Source organism: Candidatus Colwellia aromaticivorans (assembly GCF_003333305.1).
GTDB lineage: Bacteria > Pseudomonadota > Gammaproteobacteria > Enterobacterales > Alteromonadaceae > Colwellia > Colwellia aromaticivorans.
On sequence record NZ_QOLD01000055.1, the window covers coordinates 1 to 5,075 of the forward strand.

Sequence of the window (5,075 nt, forward strand, 5' to 3'; positions counted from 1 at the left end):
CTTAGTTTATTTAATATTGCTTCTTTAAATTGGCTTGAATGCCTTTGATAGTACACTGTTGTTAACTTACCGCTCCCTGTTTATTTACTAAATTAATTGAGGCGACAACAATCCTGACACAGGGGGAAAGTAAGCCTGTGTAGTTTATATTTTCAAGTATATATAGACTTTGATAAGGGAATTATGACTATGTTGCTAGTTTCAAAGGACAATTTATGCCAGTCCTTATTTGTTTGTTTTTCTTGTTCTATTTATTTTTTTTACCTTTTTCTTGACTTGTTTAGGCGCTTTTGAAAACTCTTTATGGAAAGGCTGTTCGGTAACAACAGGAATGACTTGCCCTATGCTATTTTCAATATTATTTAATTGCCTTATATCATTTTCTACAGCAAATGAAATGGCCATTCCACTTTTCCCTGCACGAGCAGTTCGTCCTATACGGTGTATGTAGTTTCTTGGATCTTCAGGAAGGTTATAGTTAATGATTAAAGTAATATTATCAACATCAATTCCACGAGCAGCAACATCTGTTGCAACTAATACTTTTAAATTAGAATCTTTAAAGTTTTTTAACGCTTCCTCCCTAACTACTTGTGTTTTACCACTGTGAAGGCTACTGGCAGTTATTGATGCTTTTTCTAGTGCTTTAACAATGATGTCAGCGCCATACTTTGTTTTACAAAAGATGAGAACTTTTTCATAGTCAGGATTTTTCAGGATATTAAATAGCAAAGGTACTTTATTCGATTTTTCAAGATGGTAAACACTTTGATTAACCAAGTCGATAGTAACCGTTTGTGCAGTAATTTGAACTTTTGTTGGGTCCGTTAATATTGCTTCTGCAAGTATCTCTATTTCTGCAGGCATAGTAGCTGAAAACAATAGTGTTTGTCGGCTCTTTGGCAATTTAGATATGATGCTTTGAACATCCTTAAAAAAACCCATATCAAGCATTGTATCTGCTTCATCTAACACAAATACTTCTAACGCCTTAAAATGTATATCGCCCGTTTCAATTAAATCCAATAACCTTCCAGGGGTGGCCACTAAAATATCAAGTCCAAGTGCGATAGAGTCAACTTGATCTTGTCTTCCTACACCACCATAAACAACCTTGGTTTTAAGCCCTAAGCCAGCAGAGTAGTCATCAATGTTTTGCATTATTTGCGAGGCGAGTTCTCGTGTGGGCGTTAGTATGAGCGAACGCGTGCTTTTAGCTTTGATATCAATTTTATTTCGTCCAAAATTATTGATAATAGGCAATGAAAAAGCCGCAGTTTTTCCTGTTCCCGTTTGCGCTATACCAAGAAGATCATTCCCATTAATAATAGCTGGGATACATTCTTTTTGGATCGGTGTGAGCTGTTTATAGCCTTTAAGACTAACGCGGTCAATAATTGACTCTAAAAGTGAAAGTGCTTTAAATTCTGACATGCTGCCTTGGTATTTTTTAATCAATAGCCTATTATTCTAACAGAATGCTTTAACATATTTAAGACGTATTCAAGGTGGCTGCTTCTGATGAATTCCCACAAAATATCTCACAAAAAAACAGTTCAGTAATCAAGTGTTCTGACCCCTTGATTTTCGCCTTGATTTTTCTTTCACGGGTGGTTTTTTAAGGGATTAGATAATTAAAAAATGGATGTATTGACAGTAATACCATTTGTATTAATTAAGGTTACAGAATTCAATGAGAATAAATTTTCAAGAACAAGGCGCTTGATTGAGCAATAGCTGGCTATTGAGATTGAAAGCAACGATGTTATTGGCTATTTAAGCCATTTGAAAATGATCACTTAGTTAGTACAATTGGTATAAGCCTTATATAGCAAAGCATATAGATTTTATTTACCTTTTTGACGTTAGCTTTTGGTGGGAACAAAATTTATCTGTGCTCATTGTTCTAAGGTCATTAGCTGCCACGGAGGAGAAATTAGCATTTGGAGATTTATACTGAAAGTTTTTGTATGTTTTGATCTATTGCGGACGGTGGGAGGATTAGCTTTTCTAACCGTATAAATACCAAGTACGCGCTGAAACAGGTATATAACGGCGAAAATCGAGCGCCGCCTCAGATAAGTCTGTTTGAATAAAAGCAGTTCTTCATCATAAACAAAAGCAATATTCAAAACTGGTTTGCACAACAGTGGGAGACGCTTGTTTTGAATTCTGAATTACGTAAAAACAGTTGAGTAATAGACGAAAAATAGCCTACTTTCATTCCCTCAAATATATAGTAGACTGGTAAATGAAAAAAAAATTAGGCAAGATGTATTTTCATTTTATGAAAAATGACGTTTTATTTTACCTATACTCGGGAAACCTAAATGAGATCGCTATTTAAATTAACGGGAGCTATAAGGTGAAGCTGGAACGCGTAGTATTTGGTTTTTTCATAGTGCTAGCCTTAGCGCTAAACGTTGTTTTTGTGAGCGGCGACTTCGAAACGCCGGAACATCACAGCATTTGGGTCTTAACCATCGCAATCGTGGTCAGCTTAATTGCTACCGGCCTGAAGCTTGGCGATCGCACTCAGGTGGGTTCGATATTACTTGCCACCAGCTTGGTAGCGGACCTGCTATTAATCACCTCACGTGTGGTTTGGATAGTGATGGTTGACGAAGCCGAAGTACCTGATGCTTACCAAATGGCAGCGATAGTATCCTGGGCCAGCGGTGCATTGGTGGCCAACCTGATTTCCGTTATCGTGCTTGTATCTGACGCCTTAATGTCGCGACACTGATGCCAAAAAATTCAGACCTCAATCGCGTAGCTGCTGTCGTACTTCGGTTTACCCGAGGTCCGGTATTGGTCATTGTTGTGGTATACGCTATCGGCATCATCGGTATGGCGCTCATGCCTGGGCTAGACGCCGAGGGCAATCCACACCGAATGAGCCTGTTTCACGCCTTTTACTTCTTCACCTACACTGCTACTACCACTGGCTTTGGGGAAATACCACATGGCTTCACCGACGAGCAACGTTTATGGACCATTGTCTGCCTATATATGGGTGTCGTCGCTTGGTTATATGCCATAGGTTCGATCATCAAGCTGGCTCAAAACCCCTTTTTAGTGAACGCAATTGCAGAGAGGCGCTTTGCCCGCAGCGTAGAGCAGATAGGTTCTCCGTTTTACATCGTGTGTGGTTTCGGCGACACAGGCTCGCTGCTCACTAGGGGATTCAGTGACCATGGCATAATGGCGGTCGTCATCGATGCCGACGAAGAGCGCATCAAAGCGCTGGCACTACGCGACTATAGAGACCGAATACCTGGTTTGTGTGCAGACGCTAGCGTACCAAAACATTTAGTCGCGGCTGGCATTTCTCTAACAAACTGCATAGGTGTAGTTGCGCTCTCGCCGAACGAAGATCTGAATTTGAAAATAACAGTGATGACAAAGTTTTTAAACCCCGCTGCGCAGGTCATCTGTCGTGCTTCTTCAACTGGCCAGCAACAACATCTAGAAGCCATGGAAGGTGTTACTGTCATCAATCCTTTCGAATTGTTTGCGACACAGTTAGGGCTTGCGGTAAGCGCTCCGCAACTATACGGCTTGAACGAATGGTTTGTAGGTGCGAGCGGTGTCAAGCTAGGTAAGCTAAATACTGTGCGCCAGGGTCCTTGGATATTGTGCGGTTATGGGCGCATGGGTTCCTGTATACAGCGGGAATTCGCGGCACAGAATATTGCCACTACAATTATAGATCCAGAAGTTGAGGACATAGCCGAAGACCAGCATGTTATACATGGCCATGCCGATGCAAAAACTTTGGCTGAGGCGCACATGGAAAAAGCCGCAGGCTTGGTAGTGGGAACCGACAGCGATACCAGTAATCTGGATATATTATTGAGCGCACAACGCTTCAAATCTGATGCATTCTTGATTGTGCGACAAAATCAGCACGATAACGAACTCGCGTTTAATGCCGCTGAAGTCGATTTAATTATGCAGCAGAGCTTGGTGACAGCAAGGAGCGTGCTGATGCGGCTCATCGCCCCAATCTTGTCGACTGTCATCGAAGAACTGAAAACGCTTGAACCCTCAATAACTGCTGATCTTGTTATGCGACTTCAGCAGAGCTTTGCTGAAGAAGCGCCGAAACTCATAAGCGTTACCGTTGGGGAAGACACTCCAGCAATAATCGAAGTTAATGGGAAGGGGCTGCAACCACGCATTGAAGACATTATTCGCGACCCGTCCGAACTTACATCTGAATTAGCGTGCGTGCCGCTTGCACTTAAGCGCAACTCAACAACTATGGTGCTGCCTGCTTCTGCACAAGCCCTTCAATTGGGCGACACTTTGTTGTTTTGTGCGACATCTGGCGATGCGCGTCGCGTTCTGATCACCCTTAAAAACTCACGACGACTTAACTACCTAATAACGGGTTACGAGGAACCGGCTGGCCTTGTTTTTAAGTGGCTAACCCAACGGCTCCCACGTATTAAGCAAATAGCAAGATGCTTGGACGGTCCGATTCCTTAGCAATACAGATTTTCAACGTAGCTATGTCGAAGTGACGTTGATCGCTATTAGACTTTTATCGAAAACCAATAAATCCATTCCTTAATTCAAACCCTTTTACCTGGATCAAGCGTCATTTACAAAAATTGTTGCAGCATATAGGTAACTGATTTATTCATCTATGGTGAACGTCTGCTATTGGGAAACTGCTAGAGGAATGTGATTGTTAAGCCATGTCCGCTGTAGATCAAAACATACAAAAATTTTCAGTATAAACCCTTAAATGCTAATGTCTTCAGTGTGGCAGCTACTGCCCTTAGAGTTTTGTTTTAGAAAACCCCTGATTCAATATTTGGTTAAATATCTCTGAAGATATTTTCAGTGGCAACAGTTAACAATTTCAATACATTAAAAATGCCAGTTAAGATACGAAACCGGACGTTAGCCTTGGCTTATCTAACGACAAGTGATCCAACTTTGAACTAAACCGCTCCGCGGTAATGGTGACCTTGGCAAGCACCGTCTCCCCCTATAACACATTCACTTTTTCCTACACTAAGTTTTGAGGCATGTCGCCTCATCTTAGATTGGAGAATATCCCA

At 41.4% G+C, this 5,075-nt stretch carries 3 protein-coding genes; 2 read left to right on the forward strand and 1 reads right to left on the reverse strand.

Annotation, left to right across the window (positions count from 1 at the left end):
* Positions 1-225: 225 nt before the first annotated feature.
* A complete protein-coding gene (locus DWA31_RS08400) occupies positions 226-1,434 on the reverse strand; it encodes a DEAD/DEAH box helicase (protein WP_114326154.1) in 1,209 nt (402 codons plus the stop codon).
* 931 nt (positions 1,435-2,365) lie between these two features.
* Between DWA31_RS08400 and DWA31_RS08405 the strand changes: the two genes are divergently transcribed.
* On the forward strand, positions 2,366-2,746 hold the full coding sequence (locus DWA31_RS08405; protein WP_114326155.1) for a DUF6394 family protein: 381 nt from the start codon (positions 2,366-2,368) through the stop codon (positions 2,744-2,746).
* Complete coding sequence (locus tag DWA31_RS08410) at positions 2,746-4,494, forward strand: potassium channel family protein (protein ID WP_114326156.1); 1,749 nt, start codon at positions 2,746-2,748, stop codon at positions 4,492-4,494. Before DWA31_RS08405 ends, DWA31_RS08410 begins: the two co-directional genes overlap by 1 nt.
* Positions 4,495-5,075: the final 581 nt, after the last annotated feature.